This window comes from Ornithinicoccus halotolerans (assembly GCF_009602535.1).
Lineage (GTDB): Bacteria > Actinomycetota > Actinomycetes > Actinomycetales > Dermatophilaceae > Ornithinicoccus > Ornithinicoccus halotolerans.
Map to the genome: position 1 here is coordinate 18961 of NZ_WIQI01000013.1, position 20935 is coordinate 39895.

Annotated in this window: 20 protein-coding genes and 1 tRNA gene; 15 read left to right on the top strand and 6 right to left on the bottom strand. The window is 73.1% G+C overall.

The window, feature by feature from the left end:
* The first annotated feature begins 15 nt into the window (after positions 1 to 15).
* Positions 16 to 88 (top strand) — tRNA-Thr (locus GFJ45_RS04660).
* Positions 89 to 436: 348 nt separating this feature from the next.
* Positions 437 to 1285, top strand: a complete 849-nt coding sequence (locus tag GFJ45_RS04665) for a LysM peptidoglycan-binding domain-containing protein (protein WP_153394663.1) — start codon at positions 437 to 439, stop codon at positions 1283 to 1285.
* Positions 1286 to 1398: 113 nt separating this feature from the next.
* Here GFJ45_RS04665 and GFJ45_RS04670 read toward each other — a convergent pair whose 3' ends face one another.
* Positions 1399 to 2163 (bottom strand): SDR family NAD(P)-dependent oxidoreductase, encoded by a 765-nt coding sequence (locus GFJ45_RS04670; protein ID WP_153394665.1) that lies wholly within the window; start codon positions 2161 to 2163, stop codon positions 1399 to 1401.
* A gap of 46 nt (positions 2164 to 2209) precedes the next feature.
* Complete coding sequence (locus GFJ45_RS04675) at positions 2210 to 3379, bottom strand: acyl-CoA dehydrogenase family protein (protein ID WP_153394667.1); 1170 nt, start codon at positions 3377 to 3379, stop codon at positions 2210 to 2212.
* A gap of 80 nt (positions 3380 to 3459) precedes the next feature.
* Between GFJ45_RS04675 and GFJ45_RS04680 the strand changes: the two genes are divergently transcribed.
* Positions 3460 to 4602: a putative sulfate/molybdate transporter gene (locus GFJ45_RS04680; protein ID WP_153394669.1), complete on the top strand. Its 1143-nt coding sequence runs from the start codon at positions 3460 to 3462 to the stop codon at positions 4600 to 4602.
* Positions 4603 to 4608: 6 nt separating this feature from the next.
* Here GFJ45_RS04680 and GFJ45_RS04685 read toward each other — a convergent pair whose 3' ends face one another.
* Together GFJ45_RS04685 and GFJ45_RS04690 are read right to left on the bottom strand one after the other, a co-directional pair.
* Positions 4609 to 5463 carry an SGNH/GDSL hydrolase family protein gene (locus GFJ45_RS04685; RefSeq protein ID WP_228386491.1) on the bottom strand — a complete coding sequence of 285 codons (855 nt, stop codon included), beginning with the start codon at positions 5461 to 5463 and terminating at the stop codon, positions 4609 to 4611.
* On the bottom strand, positions 5460 to 6140 hold the full coding sequence (locus GFJ45_RS04690) for a uracil-DNA glycosylase (RefSeq protein ID WP_153394671.1): 681 nt from the start codon (positions 6138 to 6140) through the stop codon (positions 5460 to 5462). The genes GFJ45_RS04685 and GFJ45_RS04690 overlap by 4 nt, the downstream gene beginning before the upstream one ends.
* Before the next feature lie 171 nt (positions 6141 to 6311).
* Between GFJ45_RS04690 and GFJ45_RS04695 the strand changes: the two genes are divergently transcribed.
* The 7 genes from GFJ45_RS04695 (at position 6312) to GFJ45_RS16275 (ending at position 14514) form a co-directional block, all read left to right on the top strand.
* Entirely contained in the window at positions 6312 to 6602 is a 291-nt protein-coding gene (locus GFJ45_RS04695) for a DUF3263 domain-containing protein (RefSeq protein ID WP_153394673.1), read from the top strand.
* Positions 6603 to 6641: 39 nt separating this feature from the next.
* A complete protein-coding gene (locus tag GFJ45_RS04700; RefSeq protein ID WP_153394675.1) occupies positions 6642 to 7502 on the top strand; it encodes an MBL fold metallo-hydrolase in 861 nt (286 codons plus the stop codon).
* Between the two features lie 218 nt (positions 7503 to 7720).
* Positions 7721 to 9352, top strand: a complete 1632-nt coding sequence (gene groL, locus GFJ45_RS04705) for a chaperonin GroEL (protein WP_153394677.1) — start codon at positions 7721 to 7723, stop codon at positions 9350 to 9352.
* Positions 9353 to 9485: 133 nt separating this feature from the next.
* The gene (locus GFJ45_RS04710; RefSeq protein ID WP_153394679.1) at positions 9486 to 9821 is read left to right on the top strand and encodes a YnfA family protein; all 336 of its coding nucleotides are present in this window, start codon (positions 9486 to 9488) and stop codon (positions 9819 to 9821) included.
* 521 nt (positions 9822 to 10342) lie between these two features.
* A complete protein-coding gene (locus GFJ45_RS04715) occupies positions 10343 to 11500 on the top strand; it encodes a hypothetical protein (RefSeq protein WP_153394681.1) in 1158 nt (385 codons plus the stop codon).
* 98 nt (positions 11501 to 11598) lie between these two features.
* Positions 11599 to 13575 carry a hypothetical protein gene (locus GFJ45_RS16680; protein ID WP_228386493.1) on the top strand — a complete coding sequence of 659 codons (1977 nt, stop codon included), beginning with the start codon at positions 11599 to 11601 and terminating at the stop codon, positions 13573 to 13575.
* A gap of 153 nt (positions 13576 to 13728) precedes the next feature.
* Positions 13729 to 14514: a DUF4031 domain-containing protein gene (locus GFJ45_RS16275; RefSeq protein WP_194288522.1), complete on the top strand. Its 786-nt coding sequence runs from the start codon at positions 13729 to 13731 to the stop codon at positions 14512 to 14514.
* Between the two features lie 3 nt (positions 14515 to 14517).
* On the opposite strand, the gene GFJ45_RS04730 is transcribed toward GFJ45_RS16275, so the two are convergent.
* Positions 14518 to 15204 (bottom strand): HD domain-containing protein, encoded by a 687-nt coding sequence (locus tag GFJ45_RS04730; protein WP_153394685.1) that lies wholly within the window; start codon positions 15202 to 15204, stop codon positions 14518 to 14520.
* A gap of 70 nt (positions 15205 to 15274) precedes the next feature.
* Between GFJ45_RS04730 and GFJ45_RS04735 the strand changes: the two genes are divergently transcribed.
* Both GFJ45_RS04735 and GFJ45_RS04740 read left to right on the top strand, forming a co-directional pair.
* Positions 15275 to 15787 (top strand): type II toxin-antitoxin system PemK/MazF family toxin, encoded by a 513-nt coding sequence (locus GFJ45_RS04735; protein WP_228386495.1) that lies wholly within the window; start codon positions 15275 to 15277, stop codon positions 15785 to 15787.
* Between the two features lie 19 nt (positions 15788 to 15806).
* On the top strand, positions 15807 to 16904 hold the full coding sequence (locus GFJ45_RS04740; protein ID WP_153394689.1) for an FUSC family protein: 1098 nt from the start codon (positions 15807 to 15809) through the stop codon (positions 16902 to 16904).
* Between the two features lie 86 nt (positions 16905 to 16990).
* Here GFJ45_RS04740 and GFJ45_RS04745 read toward each other — a convergent pair whose 3' ends face one another.
* The gene (locus GFJ45_RS04745; protein ID WP_228386497.1) at positions 16991 to 18175 is read right to left on the bottom strand and encodes a S1C family serine protease; all 1185 of its coding nucleotides are present in this window, start codon (positions 18173 to 18175) and stop codon (positions 16991 to 16993) included.
* A gap of 448 nt (positions 18176 to 18623) precedes the next feature.
* On the opposite strand from GFJ45_RS04745, the gene ehuB reads away from it, so the two are divergent.
* Genes ehuB through ehuD form a run of 3 tightly spaced genes read left to right on the top strand, consistent with a single transcriptional unit; the run spans position 18624 to position 20934 of the window.
* Positions 18624 to 19592: an ectoine/hydroxyectoine ABC transporter substrate-binding protein EhuB gene (gene ehuB, locus GFJ45_RS04750; RefSeq protein ID WP_153394691.1), complete on the top strand. Its 969-nt coding sequence runs from the start codon at positions 18624 to 18626 to the stop codon at positions 19590 to 19592.
* Entirely contained in the window at positions 19589 to 20299 is a 711-nt protein-coding gene (gene ehuC, locus GFJ45_RS04755) for an ectoine/hydroxyectoine ABC transporter permease subunit EhuC (RefSeq protein WP_153394693.1), read from the top strand. Before ehuB ends, ehuC begins: the two co-directional genes overlap by 4 nt.
* Entirely contained in the window at positions 20296 to 20934 is a 639-nt protein-coding gene (ehuD, locus tag GFJ45_RS04760) for an ectoine/hydroxyectoine ABC transporter permease subunit EhuD (protein WP_153394695.1), read from the top strand. Before ehuC ends, ehuD begins: the two co-directional genes overlap by 4 nt.
* The last annotated feature ends 1 nt before the right edge of the window (position 20935 follow it).

Here is a 20935-nt window from a genome sequence, read left to right on the forward strand (position 1 = left end):
GTCACCGGGCGCCCGGCCCCTGTAGCTCAGTTGGTAGAGCATCCGCCTTGTAAGCGGACGGTCGCGGGTTCGAATCCTGTCGGGGGCTCCGCGTGACCGCCCTGGCGGGGTGCGCGGCGGACCAACCGCCGGTCAGCGGCGCGTCCTGCCAGTCGCGTGCCCGGGGGTGGCCCGGTTGGACATTCGCCCGCATGGTATGTAACGATTTGGTAACGACGCGGAGATGCGTCGTCGCCACAGTACGTGTGCGTGCCCGCCGCGCCTGACCTTGTCAGCGGGCACCTCGGCCGGAACGTCCGGGCACCGGCAAGGGCGGGAGACCGCGGTAGGCCCCCCTGTCCGCCACCGCGGCGGTCGCGACCAAGCGGCCGAGTGAGTCACGGCCAGCAGCGCCCGACCCCTCTCGCCGGCGTGCGTCAGGAAGGAAACCCCCTGCATGAAGTACACCCCCAAGCACGCGGCTGCGCCCATGCGCCGCCGTCGCCTCGCCGGCGCCGCCCTCACCGGCGCCGCCAGCCTGGTCGCGATGGGCATGGCCGCCCCGGCTGCCCAGGCGTCCTCGGTCTGGGACCGCCTCGCCGAGTGCGAGAGCAGTGGTAACTGGTCCATCAACACCGGCAACGGGTTCTACGGCGGGCTGCAGTTCGCCCACTCCACCTGGGTCGGCTACGGCGGCCAGGAGTACGCGCAGTACGCCCACCAGGCCAGCCGCGCGCAGCAGATCGACATCGCCCAGCGCGTGCTCGAGGGCCAGGGGCCCGGCGCGTGGCCGGTGTGCTCCGTCGAGGCCGGGCTGACCGCCTCCAACGGTGGCAGCAGCGACGGTGCCAGCGGTGGGGCCGCCGCCTCCACCGAGACCGAGACCGAGTCCACCGAGACCGAGACCCAGAGCGAGCCCGAGCCGCAGCCCGAGCCGGAGACCTCGACCGAGGCCCCGGCGCAGTCCGCGCCCGCCCCGACGCAGTCCGCCCCGCAGCCGCAGGCCGCGGGCCAGCAGGTCACCGTCCGTCCGGGCGAGACCGTGGCCGGCATCGCCCAGCAGCACGGCGTGACCGTGCAGGCCATCGTGGAGGCCAACGGCCTGGCCGACGCCGACTTCGTGGTGGCCGGGTGGACCCTGGTCATCCCGCAGAGCTCCGAGGTCCACACCATCCAGCCCGGTGACACCGTCGCCGAGCTGGCCCAGGAGCACGGGGTCGCCGTGCGCGACATCGTGACCGCCAACGGCCTGAACGACGCCGACTTCATCGTCGTCGGCGAGCAGCTGCAGATCCCCGCGAACTGAGGATCTGCCCCCGCGGTGCCCGCACCGCAACCCTCCCTCACGACGGACCCCCGGCGGCCAGCAGGCCGCCGGGGGTCCGTCGTGCTGCGCCCCGCCTCCGCGGGGCGAGCGGCTCACCGCGGCGGCATCCGCAGCGCCCCGTCGAGCCGGATCACCTCGCCGTTGAGCAGCGGGTTGTCGACGATGTGTGCCACCAGCGCGGCGTACTCCTCGGGGTGACCCAGCCGGGAGGGGTGGGGGACCAGCGCCTCGAGGGTCTGCCGGACCTCGCCCGGCATACCGGCCATCATCGGCGTCTCCATGACGCCCGGGGCGATGGTGACCACCCGGATGGCCTTGTCGGCCAGGTCACGGGCCGCCGAGAGGGTCAGCCCGACGATACCGCCCTTGGACGAGGCGTAGGCCGCCTGGCCGACCTGACCGTCGAACGCCGCCACCGAGGCGGTCATCACCACCACGCCCCGGTCCTCGTCGACCGGCTCGTTGCCGGCCATCTGCTGGGCGGCCAGCCGGAGCACGTTGAAGGTGCCGACCAGGTTCACCTCGACGACGCCGCGGAAGGTCTCCAGGTCCAGCACCCCCCGACGGGACAGGATCCGGCCGGGCGTGGCCACCCCGGCGCAGGCGACGACCACCCGCAGGTCGCCGATGCCGGTGGCGCGCTCGACGGCCGCCGCGACCTGCCCCTCGTCGCGCACGTCGGTCGGGACGAAGTGGGCCCGGTCACCGAGCTCGGCGGCCAGCTCCTCGCCGCGGCCGCCCGCGAGGTCGGCCAGGACGACGTGGCCGCCCTGCTCCAGCAGCCGGCGGGCGGTGGCCTCGCCGAGCCCGCTGGCGCCGCCGGTCACGAGCGCGACGGTGGTGGGGGTGATACGCACGGGTGCTCCTTTGCGGTGCGGTGTCGGTGTCGGGTCCGTGGGCGGCTCAGCCGGCCGCCTGGGTGACATCACGCACCAGCTGGCGCGCGATGACCATCCGCTGGATCTGGTTGGTGCCCTCGAAGATCTGGGTGACCTTGGCCTCCCGCATCAGCCGCTCCACGACGAAGTCGCTGGTGTAGCCGTAGCCCCCCAGTACCTGCACCGCGTCGGTCGTGACCCGCATCGCGGCGTCGGAGGCGACCAGCTTGGCCACCGACGCCGCCTGGGTGTGCGACCGGCCGGCGTCCTTGAGCCGGGCAGCGTGCAGGTAGGTCGCCCGGGCGGCGCCGACCGCCGCGGCCATGTCGGCGAGCAGGAACGCGACGCCCTGGTGCTGCACGATCGGCTTGCTGAACTGCTCGCGCTGGGTGGCGTACTCGGTTGCCTCGTCCAGCGCCCGTTGCGCCAGCCCCGTCGCCGCGGCGGCGATGCCGAGCCGGCCGGAGTCCAGCGCCGTCAGCGCGATCGCCATCCCCTGGCCCTCGCTGCCGATGCGCCGGTCGGCCTCCAGGACGACCCCGTCGAGCAGCACCTCGCGGACCGTGTCGCAGGCCAGCCCCATCTTGTTCTCCGGCTCGGCGAACCCCAGCCCCTCCGCGTCGGCCGGCACCAGGAAACAGCTCAGCCCGCGGGTGCGGTCCTCGGACGTGCGCGCGAAGACGGTGTAGAAGTCGGCGTGACCGGCGTGGCTGATCCAGGCCTTGGTGCCCGACAGCCGGTAGTGGCTGCCGTCGTCGGAGCGGACCGCGCGGGTGCGGATGCCTGCGACGTCGGAGCCGGAGTGCGGCTCGGACAGGCAGTAGGCCCCGAGCAGGTCGCCGGAGAGCATCTCCGGCAGCCAGCGCTCCTGCTGCTCTGGGGTGCCGAACGTGGCCAGCGGGTAGCAGCTGAGGGAGTGGACCGAAACCCCCACCGCCACCGACGTCCACGCCCAGGCCAGCTCCTCCACGGCCTGCAGGTACACCTCATAGGGCTGGCCGCCGCCACCGAACTGCTCGGGCCAGGGCAGCGACAGCAGACCGGCGCGGCCGAGCTGGCCGAACACCTCCCGCGGGAAGCGCGCCTCGGCCTCGGCCTGGTCCACCTGGGGCAGCAGCTGCTCCCGGGCGATCTCACGCACCAGCGCGATCAGGTCCTCGGACTCCTCGGTCGGCATGACACGGCTCACGGGCATGCCTGGACTGTAGCCCGGGGCGGCCCCCGCCCCTGACCATCGGTCGCCGGTGTCCGGAGCGCCCGTGCGAGGATCGGCGGGTGGAGCTGCGCCGTCTCCTGCGCGAGGGCGCCGGGGCGCTGGGCGACCTCGGCGTGCTGGTGCCGATCGCGGTGGCGCTGGTCGTCGTCAACGGGCTGTCCGCGACCGCGGTGCTGCTGCCGGCCGGGCTGCTCTACGTCGCTGCGGGGCTGGCCTACCGGCTGCCGGTCCCGGTCCAGCCGCTCAAGGCCTTCGGCGCGCTCGCGGTCGCGCTGGGGCTGGGACCGGACGAGGTCGCCGCCGGGGCCATGCTGCTGGGCGGCGTCTTCCTGGTCCTGGGGCTCGCCGGCGCCCTGGGCGCGGCGGCACGGTGGGTGCCGTTGCCGGTCGTGCGGGGCGTGCAGCTGTCGGTGGGGCTGCTGTTCCTGCGGATCGCCTGGGACCTGGTCACCGACCCGCCCGCCGTGTTCACCGACGCGGGCCGCCCCGGCTGGTGGTTGGTCGGCGGCGCGGCTGCGGTGGCCGTGCTCTCCGTGCTCGCCCGCCGGCACCTCATCACACTGCTGTGGGTGCTGCTCGCGACCGGGGCGGTGCTGTGGCACGGGGCCGACCTGCGGCCCGGGCCGGCGCCGCTGACGACCCCGGCGCTCTCGGCCGAGGTGTGGGTGACGGCGGCCACGGCCCTGGTGCTGCCCCAGCTGCCGCTGACGTTCGCCAACTCCTGCCTGGCCACGGCGGACGTGGCCCGCCGCTACTTCGGGGCCGCGGCGTCCCGCGTCACCCCCGACCGGCTGGCGGTCTCGCTCGGACTGACGAACCTGCTGGCCGGCGCGATCAGCGGGATGCCGGTCTGTCACGGCGCGGGCGGGATGACCGCGCACCGTTACTTCGGCGCGCGCAGCGGCCTCGCCCCGGTCCTGCTCGGGTCGGCGCTGCTGGCGCTGGCGCTGCTGGCCGGTGCCTCGCTCGCCGGCTTGCTCGCTGCGTTCCCGCTGCCGGTGCTGGCCGGCCTGCTGGCGGTGGCGGGGCTGGCGCACATCGGGCTGGTGCGCGACGTGCGCGGGCGCCGCTCGTGGCTGGTGGTGCTGGTCGTCGCGGCCGCCGGCGTGCTGGGCCAGCTGGCCCTCGGGCTGCTGGCCGGGGTCGCCCTGGCCGCCGCGCTGGGGTTGTCCCGTCGCCGGGAGCCGTCCCTCGTCGGCTGACCGGTGTCAGAGCCGCGGCGGGGGCGTGGGGCGTGGCCGCTTGGGGTCAAGGTGGTCGCCGGAGGAGCGGCCCTGCAGCCGGCGCTGCACCCACGGCGCGACGTAGGTCCGGGCCCACTGGGCGTGGCCGCGGACCGTCTCCAGCCGGCCGGGGGCCGGCTGCGGGGGCAGCGGCACCTGCCAGTCCGCCTCGGCGGGGTCGTGCCCGAGCGCCTCGTAGGCCGCCAGTGCCACCCGCCGGTGCCCCTCGGTCGTCAGGTGGATCCGGTCCTCGGCCCACATCCGCCAGTCGTGGAGGAACTCCAGCCCCCACTGGTGGATGACCGAGCAGTCGTGGCGCTGGGCGATCGACCAGATGTGCGCGGTGTACACGGCGGCACGCCCCCGGGTCCGCCGGATGACCGGGGCGTGGACCGGGTCGGTGGGCGTGGCCAGCAGGACGTCGGCCCCGGCGGCGCGGGCCTCGGCGACCGCCTCCTCGAGGCGGGCGGCGAGCGCGTCGACGTCCGCGCGGGGGCGCAGGATGTCGTTGCCGCCGCCGACGATGCTGACCAGGTCCGGGCCCAGCTCCAGCGCCGCGGGCAGCTGCCGGCCGACCACGTCCTCCAGCTTGCGGCCGCGGATGGCCAGGTTGCCGTAGCTGAAGTCGTCCACCTGGGCCGACAGCAGGGCGGCGAGCCGGTCGGCCCAGCCCACGTAGCGGCCGGCCTGCTCCGGGTCGGGATCGCTCATGCCCTCGGTGAAGGAGTCGCCGACCGCGACGTAGCGGCGCCACGGCCGGGGCTGCGGACGGGTGCGGGCGGTCCGGCGGGCCGAGGCGGTCGGGTCACTGGGGCCGGTGGTGCCAGTCGGGTCGGTCACGGCAGGCTCCACTCGATCGGCTCGCCGCCCTGGGCGACGAGCAGCTCGTTGGCCCGGCTGAACGGGCGGGACCCGAAGAACCCGCTGCGGGCCGACAGCGGTGACGGGTGGGCGCTCTGCACGGTCGGCACGTCCCCCAGCGCCGGCGCCAGCGACCGGGCGTCCCGGCCCCACAGGACCGCCACCAGCGGGCCGCCGCGCCGGGCCAGCGCGGCGATCGCCAGGTCGGTGAGCTGCTCCCAGCCCTTGCCGCGGTGGCTGGCGGGGGCACCCGGGCGGACGGTCAGCACGCGGTTGAGCAGCATGATGCCCCGGTCGGCCCAGGGCGAGAGGTCGCCGGTGGTGGGCGGCGGCACGCCCAGGTCGGTCGACAGCTCGGCGTAGATGTTCTGCAGGCTGCGCGGGATCGGGTCCACGTCGGGCGCCACGGAGAACGACAGCCCGACGGCGTGCCCGGGGGTCGGGTACGGGTCCTGGCCCACGATGAGGACGCGGACCTCCTCCATGGGGTGCTGGAAGACGCGCAGCACGTGCTCGCCGGCGGGCAGGTAGCCGCGCCCGGCCGCTACCTCCTCGCGCAGGAACCGCCCCAGCCCGGCGACCGCCTCCTCGGCCGGGGCCAGCGCCTCGGCCCAGCTGGGGTGCACCAGCTCTCGCAGTCCCCGGGCCGTGCTCACGGGTGGCACTGTATGACGGGGTCGTGGCCGCCGCCGAGAGGGGGCGCGGTGAGCGGGGGCCGGGAGCAGGGCTCGCCCGGGACGGCGGCGGGGCGGAATGACACTCCTGTAGTTCGGTGCGTACAGTGGTCGCGCAGCAGGCACCAGCAGGAGTCGAGGAAGGAGCTGCGCATGGGCGCCGCCCCGCAGGTGAGGTCCCAGTCGTCGGCGGAGGAGCTGACCGAGCGTGACCGCCGGATCATCGACTTCGAACGGCAGTGGTGGAAGTACCCCGGCGCCAAGGAGCAGGCCATCAAGGACCTGTTCGACATGTCCTCGACCCGCTACTACCAGGTGCTCAACCAGCTCATCGACTCCCCGGCAGCGGTGGAGCACGACCCCATGCTCATCAAGCGGCTCCGCCGGATGCGCGCCCAGCGGCAGAAGTCCCGTTCAGCGCGCCGGCTGGGTTTCGAGCTCTGAGGGCGCTGGCTGGGCCGTGACCGGCCGCGGCGGACCGCGATGACCGCCGGGGGATGGCAGGAGGTCGGCCCGGGCGTCCTGGTCCGCCGGCACCAGGAGCTGGACCTCAACTGCGGGCTGGTGGTGGGCCAGGAGCGCGCCCTGGTCATCGACACCCGCGCCACGACCCGACAGGGCGAGGCGCTGGCCGCCGCGGTGCGCGAGGTCACCTCGCTGGAGCAGGTGGTGGTCAACACCCACGCCCACCACGACCACTGCTTCGGCAACGCCGCCTTCCGGGACTCCCAGGTGTACGCGCACGCCGGTGCCGCCGACGACCTGCTGCGCACCGCCGAGCACCAGCGCGCCCAGGTGATGCAGGCGCTACGGGCCGCGGGGCGGCAGGACGAGCTCGCCGACGTGGCAGCGACCGAGGTGGTGCTGCCGTTCTACCTGGTCGAGCAGGACACGCCGCTCGACCTCGGTGGGCGGCAGGTCCACCTGCTGCACGGCGGCCGCGGCCACACCGACCACGACCTCGTGGTCGCGGACCCCGGGGGCGGCGTCGTGTTCTGGGGCGACCTGGTCGAGGAGGGCGCCGACCCGGCGATGGAGGACTCCTACCCGCTGGAGTGGGCCGCCACGGTGGCCCGGCTGCGCCAGCACCCGCAGGTCCGGGACTGCCCCATGGGGGTGCCGGGACACGGAGCGGTGGTCGACACCGACTTCGTCGACGAGCAGTGCCAGGTCCTGCACCGGCTGGCGGCCCAGCTGGCGGAGGCGGTCGCGGAGGGGGAGGGCGACGTCGCCCGGCTGGTGCAGCGGTGCCAGGGCCTGGGGCTGCAGCTGGACACGGTCCGCACGACCGCGGTGCGGGTGCTGGAGACGCGGGGCAGCGGCCCGGGGCCGGGACCCGGCTGACCGGTCCGGTCCTCCGGCTGCGCGCGGGTGGGTCCACGGCATTTGCACTCGGGGGGCCCGAGTGCTAATCATTGGGTTAGCACTCGACACATCAGAGTGACAACCGACCGAACGGTCGAGGATTCGTGCGCCGGGCGACGTGAGCCCGTCACGCGGGTCCGTCCGTCGCGGGCGACCACGGTCGGCAATCCGTTCAGCGTGTGGGAGGAACCACCCGAATGGCCAAGACCATTGCATTCGACGAGGAGGCTCGCCGCGGTCTCGAGCGAGGGATGAACACCCTCGCCGACGCCGTCAAGGTGACCCTGGGCCCGAAGGGCCGCAACGTCGTGCTCGAGAAGAAGTGGGGCGCGCCCACCATCACCAACGATGGTGTCAGCATCGCCAAGGAGATCGAGCTCGAGGAGCCGTACGAGAAGATCGGTGCCGAGCTGGTCAAGGAGGTCGCCAAGAAGACCGACGACGTGGCCGGTGACGGCACCACCACCGCCACGGTCATCGCCCAGGCGATGGTCCGCGAGGGCCTGCGCAACGTCGCCGCCGGCGCCAACCCGATGGCCCTGAAGCGGGGCATCGAGGCCGCCGCCAAGGCCGTCAGCGACGAGCTGCTCTCCCAGGCCAAGGAGGTGGAGACCAAGGAGCAGATCGCTCAGTCGGCCTCCATCTCGGCCGCCGACGAGGAGATCGGCAACATGATCGCCGAGGCCATGGACAAGGTCGGCAACGAGGGCGTCATCACCGTCGAGGAGTCGCAGACCTTCGGCCTGGAGCTGGAGCTCACCGAGGGCATGCGCTTCGACAAGGGCTACATCTCCCCCTACTTCGTCACCGACACCGAGCGCATGGAGACCGTCCTCGAGGACCCCTACATCCTCGTGGTCAACTCCAAGATCAGCGCGATCAAGGACCTGCTCCCGCTGCTGGAGAAGGTCATGCAGTCCGGCAAGCCGCTGATGATCATCGCCGAGGACGTCGAGGCCGAGGCGCTGGCGACGCTGGTCGTCAACAAGATCCGGGGCAACTTCAAGTCGGTGGCCGTCAAGGCCCCTGGCTTCGGTGACCGCCGCAAGGCCATGCTGGCCGACATCGCCATCCTCACCGGTGGCCAGGTCATCTCCGAGGAGGTCGGCCTCAAGCTCGAGAACGCCGACCTGGACCTGCTGGGCCAGGCCCGCAAGGTCGTCGTCACCAAGGACGAGACCACCATCGTCGAGGGCGCCGGCGACGGCGAGGCGATCGCGGGCCGGGTCAACCAGATCCGCGCCGAGATCGAGAACAGCGACTCCGACTACGACCGGGAGAAGCTGCAGGAGCGGCTGGCCAAGCTGGCCGGTGGCGTCGCGGTCATCAAGGCCGGTGCCGCGACCGAGGTCGAGCTCAAGGAGCGCAAGCACCGGATCGAGGACGCCGTCCGCAACGCGAAGGCGGCCGTCGAGGAGGGCATCGTCGCCGGCGGTGGCGTGGCCCTGATCCAGGCGTCCTCGGCCTTCCACAACCTCCAGCTGGAGGGTGACGAGGCCACGGGCGCCAAGATCGTGCGGCTGGCGATCGAGGCCCCGCTGAAGCAGATCGCCATCAACGGCGGTCTCGAGGGCGGCGTCGTCGCGGAGAAGGTGCGGAACCTGACCCCGGGCCACGGCCTGAACGCCGCGACCGGTGAGTACGGCGACATGCTCGCCTTCGGCATCGCCGACCCGGTCAAGGTCACCCGCTCGGCGCTGCAGAACGCCGCCTCCATCGCGGCGCTCTTCCTCACCACCGAGGCGGTCATCGCCGACAAGCCGGAGAAGCAGCCGGCCGGTGCCGGTGCTGACGCCGGTATGGGCGGCATGGGAGGCATGGACTTCTGAGCCGACCCTGAGACTCCCGCGTTCCTCGCGGACTCTCGCGGAGGGCGGTCCCCGTACGGGGACCGCCCTTCGTGCTGCTCGGGGGTGGGCAGCGCGCCGCCGGGCCGGTCGGGGCCCACTAGGGTTCGCTGCTATGACGCTCGCCCGGTCGGTGCTGCTGTTCGGTCTGGCTGCCCTCCTGGAGATCGGCGGGGCCTGGCTGGTCTGGCAGGGAGTGCGGGAGCACCGCGGCTGGCTGCTGGTCGGACTGGGGATGGTCTCGTTGGGCCTCTACGGGCTGGTGGTCACCCTCCAGCCGGAGCTGCACTTCGGACGGGTGCTGGCTGCCTACGGCGGCGTGTTCGTCGCTGGGTCGCTGCTGTGGGCGGTCGCGCTCGACGGGTTCCGCCCCGACCGCTATGACCTGGCCGGAGCCGCCCTCTGCCTGCTGGGGGTGGTCGTCATCATGTACGCCCCCCGCGGCGGGTGAAGCGACAGCGACTACGGTCGGCAGACCGGCCCGGGAGCGACCGTCAACCTTCCTTGGCTTCCTGTTGCCATGTCTTGAGGAGTGGGTGAAACTGGGCCTGGCAGCTCAACATCACGGTGACCCTCAGTCGGGTCGCCTGTCAGGAAGGGCGGGTCGGCGTGAGAGGCAGGGTCGCAGCCGGGCACCGACAGGTGCTGCGCGGCCTGTTGCGTACCGGTGGGGTGGCCGCCCTCGTGCTCTGTGGCGGCTGGCTCTCTGTGACGACCGCCGCCGCCGACGACTCATCCGGGTCGCTCACCGTCGGTGGACTGGTCGACACCGCCGAGGACCTGATCGGGGACACCGTCGGGGCCGTCGCTGACCCGGTGACCACTCCCGTGGGACGGTCGGGGGCATCGGACGCGGCCGAGAACGCGGAGGTGCCGGACACTGCCGTCGGAGGGGTCACGCAAGTGGTGTCCGAGGCCGTGGAGGGAGGCGCTGAGGTCGTCGAGCCGGTCACCGAGTCACTCGGGGAGGTTGTGGAGACGGTCGCCCCCGTTGTCGACTCCGCTGGGGAGCAGCCGCAGCTCGTCACCGAGGATGTCGCTGAGCCAGTCGCGGAGACGGTGGCCACGGAGGTGGAGCGCGCCGTCGAACCCGTCGTGGCGACGGCGAGCCCGAAGGCAGAGCGTGCCGTCGAGCCTGCTGCGGATGTCGTCGCCCCGGTCGCCGAAACGGTCGCTGAGGTTGCCCGGCCGGTGACCGGCGCGGCTGCGAAGACGACCAAGCCGGTGGTGAAGGAGCTCGCGCCGGGCACCGACACCGTGGAAGACGTCGGGAAAGCACTGCCAGAGGTCTCGGACACGCCGACCCCGGTCGCCGACGCCATTGCGCCGGTGCTGCAGGCAGCCGACCCCGTTACCGAGGCGGTGGCTCCCGCGGTCGAGGGCGTGCAGGCAGCGCTCGACCCGGTCGGACGTATGGGGACGGCGGTCGTGCCTGTCGCCGAGGCGTTGACCCCCCTCGTCGAGGCGCTGGATCCGGTCGTCACGGCGGTCATGCCGGTGGCGGACGTGTTGAGCCCGGTGGTGGAGGCACTGGACCCCACCATCGAGGCGCTCGACCCGATCACCGAGGGCCTGGAGCCGGGTGTCCCGGGGCCGCAGCCCGCCTCTCCGGCTCCCGGACCGGATGACCCGCCAGGGGTGGCAACCTCACCGGAACCGGTCTCCGAACAGAGCAGCTTGGTCGGGGGCGCCGCGCTCGACTTGCTGCTGCCAGGCGACATCACCCGGTCCGCGAGCGTGCCGACCGAGGCCAGCGCCGCGTTGCTCTCGCCGACGGGCATCGCTCCGGCAGCGACCGACCGACCACACACGGTGACGTTCGCCGACCCACCGGCCAGGGCGACGACGCCAGCGATGGTCCCGTCCAGCCGCTCGGCCCCCGCTGTCACGGCTGCCCCTCACGACGCCACCGGAACCGTGGAGCGCGGTCCTGGCGCGGCCGCCGACAGCGCGCCGCGTTCGCTTGCTGCGCCGTGTGCCGAGGCCGCGGCCTCGGCGACGCGTCACGCTGACTCGACCGCTGCCGCCTTCGGCAGTGAACCCACGCTGCTGACCGGGGTCTCCTCGGCCAGCACCTCCGTCCTCGGTCCGCGAGACCGGGCCGAGGAGATTCCGACCTCTCCCGCCTGAGGGATACCGCGGTCGGCCGCTCACGCAGCCGACCTGTCCAGCCGCGCCCTGGTGCGCGGCTCCCTCAGACCAACTCGTGATGAACGGGAGAGACAGACATGCACACACAGACACGGCGAGCGCTGCGCTGCGCGCTCGCGACAGGAGGGCTGGTCCTGCTCGGCGCGACCGGAGCGCAGGCCCAGCAGCAAGGACTGCTTGACGACACGGCAGTGAACGCTGAGGTCACCGTCACGGCCGACGTCGACGCTGGTCAGCCACAACGGCTGGCCGATGACGTCATCGACGCCGCGGAGGAGACCCTCGGGTCCGCCATGGTGGAGGCGGACCTCGAGGCGGAGGTCTCGGCAGACCCCGCAGGAGCCCATGGTGACGTCGATGCGGAGGCTGTGGTCGAGACCGCCACGAAACCGGCGGCTGAGCCGGTGGCGGAGACGGTCGAGGACGTCAGCAGCACCGCACGATCGGCTGCTGAGGTCGACGCCACGGTGGACGTCACCACCGAGGCGAGCGCACCCGACACGGCTACCGACGCTGAGGTCCCGGCGGAGAACGCGGGAGCCGATACCGACGTCGATGCGGAGGTCACCGTGGACACCGCCGCGGAACCGACGGCTGAGCCGGTGGCGGAGACGGTCGAGGAGGCCAGCAACACCGCAGGTTCGGCCGCCGAGGTCGACGCCACGGCGGTCGTGGATACCGAGGCGACGACTGAGCACGCCACAGTGGCTGACGCCACCGTCGACCCGGGTTCTGTGGTGCAGCCGGACACACCGGACATCACAGACCTGTCCGTCGACGCCGACCTCACGGTCGACCCGGATAACGCACTCGTCGACGGTGACGTGGACGCCACGGTGGACCTGGGCACCACTCAGGCACCTGCCGGTGACGCGACTGACGGTACGGCCGGAGACGGTGTGGTCGGTGGTCTGCTGCCGGAGGACTCGTTGTTGGAGACCGACCTCGATGCTGTCGCCGGGGTGGGTGAGCTGGTTGGCGTGGAGACCGTGGACCAGGTCACTGTGCTGCCGGACGGGCAGTTGGGTGCTGAGGCCGATGTCTGTGTGGGCGTCGTCGTGGGCGGCTCGCTCGAGGGTCGGTGCGGGGCCACCCAGCAGCCAGCTGACGGGGCGGTCGGTGGTGACGTGGACCTCACGGTGGACCTGGGCACCACTCAGGCACCTGCCGGTGACGCGACTGACGGTACGGCCGGAGACGGTGTGGTCGGTGGTCTGCTGCCGGAGGACTCGTTGTTGGAGACCGACCTCGATGCTGTCGCCGGGGTGGGTGAGCTGGTTGGCGTGGAGACCGTGGACCAGGTCACTGTGCTGCCGGACGGGCAGTTGGGTGCTGAGGCCGATGTCTGTGTGGGCGTCGTCGTGGGCGGCTCGCTCGAGGGCCGGTGCGGGGCCACCCCGCAGCCAGGCGACGGGTCGGTCGGAATCGGCGCCGACGCCGAGGTGGTCGTCGACCCGGGAACCATCGGCCGGGTCGAGGCGAATGCCTGCGCCGAGATCGTCATCGGCGCGGGACTGACTGGATTCTGCTCGGACCCGAGGGGCCCGACCGAGCCGACGGACCCGACCGAGCCGACGGACCCGACCGAGCCGACGGAGCCGACGGAGCCGACGGAGCCGACGGAGCCGACCGAGCCGACCGAGCCGACCGAGCCGACCGAGCCGACCGAGCCGACCGACCCGACCGAGCCGACCGACCCGGCGGAACCCGTGGGCTCTGCGGGTGACCCCACGGACGTGAGCGAGCCGACGGGCTCGGTGGGGCCCTCCGGCGCTGCGGGAGACCCCACGGACCCGGTGGGCCCGCTGGACTCCGGTGACCGTGCTGACCAGGGTGCCTCCCGAGGTGACGGCCGGGGGACTCCCTCGGCCCCGCTGGCCTCCGGCGTCCTGAGCGGTGGTGGTGACCTGCGCACTGATGGTGATGAGGTGACCGCGCGCCGCGGTGTACTGGCACAAACCGGTGCGGACGCCAACCTCATGGCAGGCCTCGCCCTCGTGCTGCTGTCGCTTGGTGGGCTCATGCTGGGCCTCCGGCGGCGGCTGAACGGCTGACCGCAGAACCCCAACAGGTGGCCCCGGCGACAGGATCGCCGGGGCCACCTGCCCCGGCCCGCGTGTGCCCCGCTGGGAGGACCCGACAGCAGCCGCTAGCGTGGCCTCGGTGCTCCAGGGAGGTGCGGCGCGAGGCGAGGAGGTGGGGCGGCAGTGATCTGGATCGACCCGCCCGTCTGGGCCGCGCACGGCCGGCTGTGGTCCCACCTCATCAGCGACGCCTCGGTGGAGGAGCTGCACGCCTTCGCGGCGCGGACCCACCTCCCTTCCCGGTCCTTCGAGGGCGACCACTACGACGTCCCCGCGGAACGGCACGCCGAGCTCGTCGCCGCGGGAGCCGAACCCACCAGCGGCGGTGACCTCGCCCGTCGGCTGCGGGACAGTGGGCTTCGCTTCCGCAAGCGCCGCGGGGAGCGGCCGCTGGCCCGGATCGTCGACGGCCTCGCCGCGGTCGGTGGACGGCACACCCTCGAGGTGATCGCCTCGACGCTGGAGCCGCCGGCGTCCTCCGGCGCCGCCGTCGTCCTGGTGCACGACGGGGAGGGCCACGTGGTGCTGGTACGCAGCCACTCGCGCCCCGGGTGGGCCCCGCCCGGTGGCAAGCGCGAGCCCGGCGAGACGATCCGGGCGTGCGCGGTCCGGGAGGTCGCCGAGGAGACCGGGCTGCAGCTGGACCCGGTGCTGCTGTCCCCGGTGGGCTACGAGCGCGTCGTGGTCCGCGCCGGCGAGCAGGTGCCTCCGTGGGACGCCGGGGACAACCACATCGCGGTCTACGCTGCGCGGGTCAGCCGCCGGCCGGTGCGGCCGGTCGCCGACGACGTCGCAGAGGCCGGCTGGGTGCCGGTGGACACCGTGCGGCAGCAGTGCGGCAGCCAGCCGTGGTGGGTGCTGGTGGACCACTGGCTGTGGCGGCTCAGCGGGGCGGGCGCCCCGAGCTGAGCCTCAGCGGCTGGCCGCCAGCCGCTGCAGCTCCCGGGCCACGTTGGCGCGGGCCCGGTCCTCCCACCTCGCCGTGCCGTGCCGGGTGCGGTAGACCGGTCCGGCGACCAGCTGCTCCAGGATCTCGCTCCGTGCGCTGGCGTAGCGTGCTGGCGGCACGTGGGCGTACTCCTGCCGCACCTGGCGGCAGTACTGGTCGAACCGGCCGGTGGGCGCCGCGAGCACCCACAGGTCGGCGTCGTGCATGACCGCCAGCGGCCCCGTCGGTCCTCGGCCGGCGGTTCCGTGCGCGAGCGTCATCAGCACCAGCCGCTCGACCGCGTCGATGACCTCCTCGGCGGCCCCCAGCCGGTGCAGGTGGTCGCGGGCGATCGCGGCGCTGCGGTGCTCGTTGCTACCGGCGGCGGCCCGCGGGTCGTAGACGACGTCGTGGTACCAGGCCGCCAGCCGCGCGGTGGTGGCCTCCGACGGCGTGCAGCTCCCCGCACCGGCCAGCTCCTCGACCGCCGCCAGCACCTCCGCGAGGTGCCGCACGGTGTGGTAGCGGCGGGCAGGCTCGGACCAGCGCTCGAGCAGGAAGGCGGTCTCGGCCCGCCAGCGGTCCGGGCCGGCGTGCGGGGCCGCGGTGGCCAGGTCCGCCGCACCGGAGGCCGCCAGCTGCTGGCGGGCAGGCTCAGGCGTCTGCGTCACGCTGCCCAGTGTGCCGCCCGAGCGCTACCGTGCCGATATGTGGCAACGCATCCTGAGGCGCGGCGCCCGCATGGCAGCACGGACCGCCGCCAGGGAGGCCCGGCGGGCACGGCAGCGACAGCGCCGGGCCGGCCGGGCCGAGCAGGCCCGGCCTGTCGACCATCGCGAGCCGCCCCGCGGCTACCCAGGGGACTTCTCCGGGACGCCGCGCATGGCGTACCGGCCGGTGGACGACGGGCAGCCCGACCCCGGCGAGATCATCTGGACGTGGGTGCCCTTCGAAGAGGACCACTCCCGGGGCAAGGACCGGCCGGTGCTCGTCGTGGGCCGGGACGGGCGCTGGGTGCTCGGGTTGCAGCTGACCAGCAAGGACCACGACTTCGACGCCGAGCAGGAGGCTCGCGCGGGCCGCTACTGGGTCGACATCGGCACCGGCGACTGGGACCACCAGGGCCGGGCCAGCGAGGTGCGGGTCGACCGGGTGCTGCGGCTGGACCCCGACCGGCTGCGCCGGGAGGGCGCCGCGCTGGACCGTGCCCGCTACGAGCAGGTCGCAGCCGCCGTCCGCCAGCACGCGGGCTGAGGCTGTGGAGGCCGGTGGGGTGAGCGCGAGCGGAGCGCGCGAGGAGTCGGTGCGCCGGGCCGGTCGCCGGTTCCTCCGTCCGATCCTGCTGGACCGACGGTTCGCGCTGGCGGTCAAGGCCGGCGTCGCTGCCGCGCTCGCCTGGAAGCTCGGGGACATCCTGCCCCCGGACTGGATGGCCGAGTACGCCTACTACGCCGCCATGGGCGCGATGTCGGTCATCTACCCGGTGGTCGGCGACTCGTTCAAGGAGGCGATGCGGGCCACTGCCGCCATCCTCATCGGGACGGTGCTCGCCTCGCTCATGCAGTGGTTCACCTGGCCCAACACCTTCACCGTCGGCCTGATCGTGCTGCTGGCGGCGCTGGCCAGCAACCTGCGCTTCCTCGGTGCCCAGCGCTCCTGGGTGCCGATGGCCGCGCTGTTCGTGCTGGTCTTCTCCGGGGACCCGCCCCGGGACTACGTGCTGGCCTACACCAGTCAGGTCGTGCTCGGGGCAGCCGTCGGCCTGGGGGTGAACTACGCGCTGGTGCCGTCGCTGAACCTGACCAGCCTCGGTGCGGCCATCGACAACCTGCGCGAGGAGGTGATCCGGCAGCTGCGGCAGATCCAGCAGGTGCTGGAGGCGGAGGCCGCCGCCGACGACGGCACCCTCGCTCAGGCGGTGGAGGCGCTGGAGCTGGACCGCGACGCGCTGCGCGACTCCCTGGAGGAGGTGCGCCGGTCCCAGCGCGGCAACCCGCGTGCCCGCCGCTACCTGGAGTCCCGACAGCGGCTCCGCAGGCACGCGGAGGGGCTGGGCCGGATCGCCTTCCTGGTCCAGGACGTGGGGGTCGTGCTGCGGGAGTTCGAGGTGGACCGCTACCACGTGCTCGAGGGGCAGCTGCGGGAGCGTACCGGGCGGGCCTTCGGGGCGATCGCCGACCTGCTGGAGCAGCCCGCGGACGAGACCCGCGAGGCCGCCGAGCAGGCCGTGCTCGCGTTGATGGACGGCATCGAGGAGAGGACCTTCGAGGACCGCCAGGGCCGCTACCTCGCCGGGGTGGTGGGGGTGTCGGCCCAGCGGTGCCTGCAGACCTTCGGGACCCACCTGGCCCCGCCGGGCGGCCGACAGTGAGGCGCGTGCCGCCCGGACCGGCCAGGTCAGCGAAGAGGGGACGCACCTGACCGGTCCGGGGCGGCTGTCCGCCCCGCCCGGGGCGGTTACTGCTCGTCCGGGCGGGTGTCGAGGGTGACGGTGGCCTCCTGCTCCTCGCCGTCGCGCAGGTAGCTGAGCACTGCCTCCTCGCCGGCGGTGCGGGCCCGCACCTGCGCGACGAGGGCCACCGCGCTGTCGACGCGCTCGCCGTCGATGGCGGTGATGACGTCGCCGCGCTGCAGCCCGGCGGTCTCGGCGGGGGAGCCCTCCTCGACCTGGGTGACGCCGGCCGCGGAGATCACCGCGCCGTCCGCCTCGGCCTCGGCGTCGGCCAGCCCCACGCCCACGAAGGCGTGCTCCACCGTGCCGTCCTCCAGCAGCTGGCCGACGACCGACTCGGCCACCCCGACCGGGATGGCGAACCCGATACCGATGTTGCCGGCCTGGCCGCCCGCCCCCTGGGAGAGGCTGGCGATGGATGAGTTGATGCCGACCAGCCGGCCGGAGGCGTCCACGAGCGCGCCGCCGGAGTTCCCCGGGTTGATGGGGGCGCTGGTCTGGATGGCGTTGGTGACCACGGGCTGACCACCTGCGGCGCCCGGGCCGACGGACTGGGTGGTGACCGGCCGGTCCAGGGCGCTGACGATCCCGGTGGTGACCGTCCCGGACAGGCCCAGCGGGTTGCCCACCGCCATGACCGGCGCACCGACCCCCAGCTCCTGGTCGTCGCCGACCTGGACGGGGGTCAGGTCGTCCGGGCCCTCCGCCAGCTGCAGCACCGCAAGGTCGGTCGCGACGTCAGTCCCCACCACGTCGGCCTGGTAGCCGCGGCCGTCGGACAGCGTCACGCGCACCTGGTCCGCCCCCGCCACGACGTGGGCGTTGGTGACGACGTGGCCCTCGCCGTCCCAGATCACGCCGGAGCCGGCGCCGCCGCCCTGGCCGCTGCCGGAGCCCACCGTGATGGCCACCGAGCTCGGAGTGACCTGGTCGGCGACCTGCCCCCAGTCCACCGAGTCAGCGAGCGAGGCGTTGGCGGCCGAGGGCGCCGCCGTCTCGGGCTGCGCCGCACCGTCCGTGGCGGTCTCGGTGACGATCGGGGCGTCGTCGTCGGCCAGCTGCACCACGCCAGCGGTGCCGGCGGTCGCCAGCGCGGCCGACAGCAGGCCGACCGCCAGCAGCGCCCCCCAGCCGGGTCGCCGGTCGCGGGCGGGGGGCGGGGCAGAGTGTGGCTGCATGGGGTAGGTCATCACGGGCTCCTTCCGTGGCACGGGCCGAGCGGCCAGGCCGGGGACAGGTTCCAGTGGACCATCCGGCCCTCGGGGCCGGCTGGGTCGCTGCTGGGCCTCCGCTGAACGCCGCAGCGGGGCGCTGGTCCTCCCGCCACGGCCGCCATGGGTGGTGGTTTTGGTTGCGAACGGGTAACGATCGGCACGCGCGTTGCCGGTTCCCCGCAGCCCGCCGGAGACGCGTCCGGGGGTACGTTCCTGCAGGTCAGCGCGGGTCACTGGACAACTTCTGGCGCGCCCCCACCGCGGTGGGCGAGCCGGCGCGCGGGGAGGTGGGTGGTTGAGCCGGTGATGGCCTCGCCCTACGGTCATCGCAGTAGTTCCGAGTCCAATCGGGGCGGCGTGTTCCCACCGGCCGTGACGCCGGTGCGGGTGGCATGTGCCTCGTCCGACCGAAAGGACGATCGAAATGTCCCTGTCCAGGACGCGTATGGGCGGCGTGGCCGCCCTCGCCGCGAGCGGCGCCATGGTGCTGGCCGCCTGCGGTGACGACAACGGGGGGTCCGACGGCGGTTCCGGTGGTGGTACCGGCGACGGTGGTGGCGGCGAGGCCAGCACCCTCGAGCAGCTGCAGGAGGAGGGCAGCATCACCGTCGGGTTCGCCGGTGAGGAGCCCTACAGCTACCAGGATGAGAACGGCGAGCTCACCGGTGCCACCATCGAGCTGCACCGGGAGGTCTTCAGTGCCCTGGGCATCGACGAGGTCGAGGGCCAGCTGGTGGAGTGGGACGCCCTGATCCCCGGGCTCAACGCCGGGCGCTTCGACGCGATCTCGGCCGGCATGTCCATCCTGCCGGAGCGGTGCGCGCAGGCCGACTTCGGCGACCCGGAGATCATGTACACCACGGCCCTGCTCGTGCCCGAGGGCAACCCGATGGACCTGCACAACATGCAGGACATCCAGGAGGCCGACGCCACGCTCGCCGTGATGAGTGGCGCCATCGAGCAGGGCTACGCCGACGAGATGGGTATCCAGACCCAGACCGTCAACAGCCCGCAGGACGGGCTGGACCAGGTCGTCAACGGCCGCGCCGACGTCTACGCGCTGACCGGCATCTCGCTGCGTGCCATGGCCGAGAACAACGCGGACGCCCCGGTCGAGGTCACCGACTCCTTCGTCGCCGTCGTCAACGGTGTCGAGCAGGTCGGCGCTGGCGCCACCGTCTTCCGGCAGGAGGACGACGCCCTGCGCGAGGCCTACAACGAGGAGCTGGCCAACATCGTCGACGACCCGGCTGAGTATGAGCGGGTCCTCGGCCCGTTCGGCTTCACCGAGGCCGAGCGCCCGCCGGAGGACATCACCACGGAGATGCTGTGCGAGGGCGAGCTGCCCCAGGTTGACGAAGGGGACGACGCCGCCGAAACCACCGATTCGTGAGCGATCTGCTCGACACGCTGGCAGCGGCGTCGCCGCAGCTGTGGGAGGGCACCCTCGTCACCCTGCAGCTGACCTTCGGCGGCGCCGCGCTGGCGTTCCTCGTCGCGGTGGGGCTCGGCCTGGCAGCGCTCTCGCCGTGGGTCATCGTGCGCACGCTGGTGCGGGTGATCGTGGAGCTCTTCCGCGGCACCTCGCTGGTGGTGCAGGTGTTCTTCCTGTTCTACGTGCTGCCGCTGTGGGGCGTCGAGCTCGCGCCGTACACCACCGGGATTCTCGCGCTCGGGCTCAACTACGGGGCCTACGGGTCCGAGGTGGTGCGTGGCTCGCTGACCTCGGTGCCCCAGGGGCAGTGGGAGACCACCACCGCGCTGTCGATGTCGTGGCTGCACAAGATGCGCCGCGTGATCTGGCCGCAGGCCTGGGCGCTGATGCTGCCCGGGCTCAACAACCTGCTGATCATGCTGGTCAAGGGCACCGCGCTGGCGAGCTTCTTCCTGATGAACGACCTCACCTTCGTCAGCGACCAGATGCGACGCACCGCCGGCACGTTCACCTCCTACGGGATCGCGATGGTGATCTACCTGCTCATCGCGCTGGCGCTGTCGTGGGCGCTGCGGGTGCTGGAGGCCCGGGCGTTGCGCCGGCTCGGGCTGCGTGAGCCGACCAAGGGCGAGACCGCCAAGGCCACGGCGGAGGCGGTCGCATGACGTGGGACACGGAGTTTGCCCTCAGCGTCTTCCCGGAGCTGCTGTCGGCGTTCGTGCGGGTGACCCTGCTGGTCACCGTGGTGGGCTCGCTCATGGCGGCGGCCCTGGGCCTGGTCTGGGCGATCACGCAGCGGAGCCTGGGGCGGCGCAGCCTGCCGCTGCGATGGGTCCTGGACTTCATCCGGATGACCCCGATCCCGGTGCAGCTGCTGTTCGTGTACTACACGTTCAACAACCTGTCGGCGCTGACCGTGGGCATCCTGGTGTTCGGCATCCACTACTCCACCTACATGGCGGAGTCCTACCGGGCCGGCATCGAGTCGATCCGCAAGGGCCAGTGGGAGGCCGCGACGGCGCTGAGCCTGCCGCCGCACCGCACCTGGCGGGCCGTCATCCTGCCGCAGGCGCTGCGGGCCACGCTGCCCTCGCTGGGCAACTGGGCGATCGCGATGTTCAAGGACACCCCGTTCCTGATCTTCATCGGGGTACTGGAGATGGTCACCGTCGCCCGCCAGATCGGCGGCAGCACCTTCCGCTACACCGAGACGTTCACCATCGCCGGCCTGATCTTCCTGGCGGCCAGCTACCCCACGGCCATCCTCATGCGGAGACTGGAGAAGAGACTTGCCTACTGAC